Below are 1,571 nucleotides of genomic sequence, written 5' to 3'. Positions count from 1 at the left end.
AATACCCATCTGGGTTTTATGATTCTGGCAGTCATTTTTCATAATTTTTCGGTTTCCTGAACCCTTATAGTTGTTAGGCTCCTTAAAACGGCTTTCCTGAAGCCTTTGTATTTCAATAAAAGATACGCTTAGGGGTTCTATCAGCTGTTATGCATATAAACGACTTATTATTGTGTGCCTCGTTAAAGGTAAAACTCTTATTACTTCTAACTTTTGACTTGCTAATACGCATTTTAAATGCATATTAACTTATTCTGGTTTGCTATGCTATAAGCGCCTTAGTGTAGTAATAGTTTATGTACCATGCACAGGATATTGACAGGCCAATTGCAGGTAGATTACTTGACCCTGAAAATTACTGGGTTGCCTAATCATTTACAAGGGACAAAACTCGTACACTTGACCGACTTCCATTATGACGGACTGCGACTATCCGAACGGTTGCTTTCTGAAGCGATCGCTATTACCAATGAAGTCGAACCAGATTTAATTTTACTTACAGGTGACTTTATCACAGATGAACCTGCACCTATATATGATTTAGTGTTGCGATTGAAATATCTCGAAAGTCGTGCTGGTGTCTATGCTGTACTCGGTAACCACGATGAAGAATATCCAGGTGCCAGGGATAAAGTCATTGACGCTTTTACTCGTATAGACATTCCTATTCTGCTGAATCAAGTCGTCTATCCTCTGGGTTCAGGTTTAGCTTTAGTAGGGTTAGAGGACTATTGGTCTAGTAACTTCAAACCAACTGCAGTCATCGAATCTATAGATGAAACGGTTCCTCGGATCGTCTTATCCCACAATCCCGATACCGCTAAAGTATTACAAAAATGGCGTATTGACCTACAACTGTCTGGTCATACTCACGGGGGTCAGATTAGGTTACCATTTATCGGACCTCTACCTCAATATCGAGAACCTGTTCGCAGACTCATACCTAAATTTTTACGACCTTTTGTACCATTCATGGATAAGTGTCACAGAATAGTTGAGTATTGGGAATGGTCTCAGGGGTTGCATCAAATTGGAAATAACTATTTATATGTGAATCGTGGTTTAGGAACTTATTTTCCAGGTAGGTTATTTTGCCCACCAGAAGTTACAGTAATTACCTTGGAAACTAATTAGAGTATTTAATATACTCTATTTTTTTTAGGGTATTAATTTTGACTGACAAATTTGCCGAGATGGGTTTAATACTTATGTTTAAATCCACCTCAATTTTTTTTGTCGCATTGTTTTATATCATGTCCGTTTAATAGCATTCAGAAAAAACTTTCTTCTCCTCTTATACCAATTATTAAAAGTAATGCTATACTTAGGCAACACTTCAGTTATTAAGTTATTAACACTAACTTTATCATTTATTGCTAATTAGGGCTTGCTGATTAAATCTAAAAACATTGACATATAAAGACAAGTGCCTTTTTTTTTGTCAAAAAAAGTGCGCCTGTTTCAGCTCTTCATGCTCAAAAAGTTAGTATTTTAGGGAAGAGCTGGGCAGAACAATCTTGAGACAATTCTTACTCCTACCTTCTCTAACTTCCCATTTCTCCTGTCTTCCA

1 protein-coding gene is annotated in these 1,571 nt (G+C 36.9%); it reads left to right on the top strand.

The genetic code is table 11. The annotated features are described in order from the left end of the window. Nucleotides 1-303: 303 nt before the first annotated feature. A complete protein-coding gene (locus F6K13_RS32400) occupies nucleotides 304-1,134 on the top strand; it encodes a metallophosphoesterase (RefSeq protein ID WP_124143927.1) in 831 nt (276 codons plus the stop codon). Nucleotides 1,135-1,571: the final 437 nt, after the last annotated feature.

Source organism: Okeania sp. SIO2B9 (genome assembly GCF_010672505.1).
Lineage (GTDB): Bacteria > Cyanobacteriota > Cyanobacteriia > Cyanobacteriales > Microcoleaceae > Okeania > Okeania hirsuta.
The sequence above is the reverse complement of the archived record's forward strand: the minus strand, read 5'-3'. Positions and strand labels throughout refer to the sequence as shown.

Coding starts and splice junctions, on each gene's coding strand:
- F6K13_RS32400 (WP_124143927.1), top strand. CDS start 304: ATGCACAGGATATTGACAGGCCAATTGCAGGTAGATTACTTGACCCTG.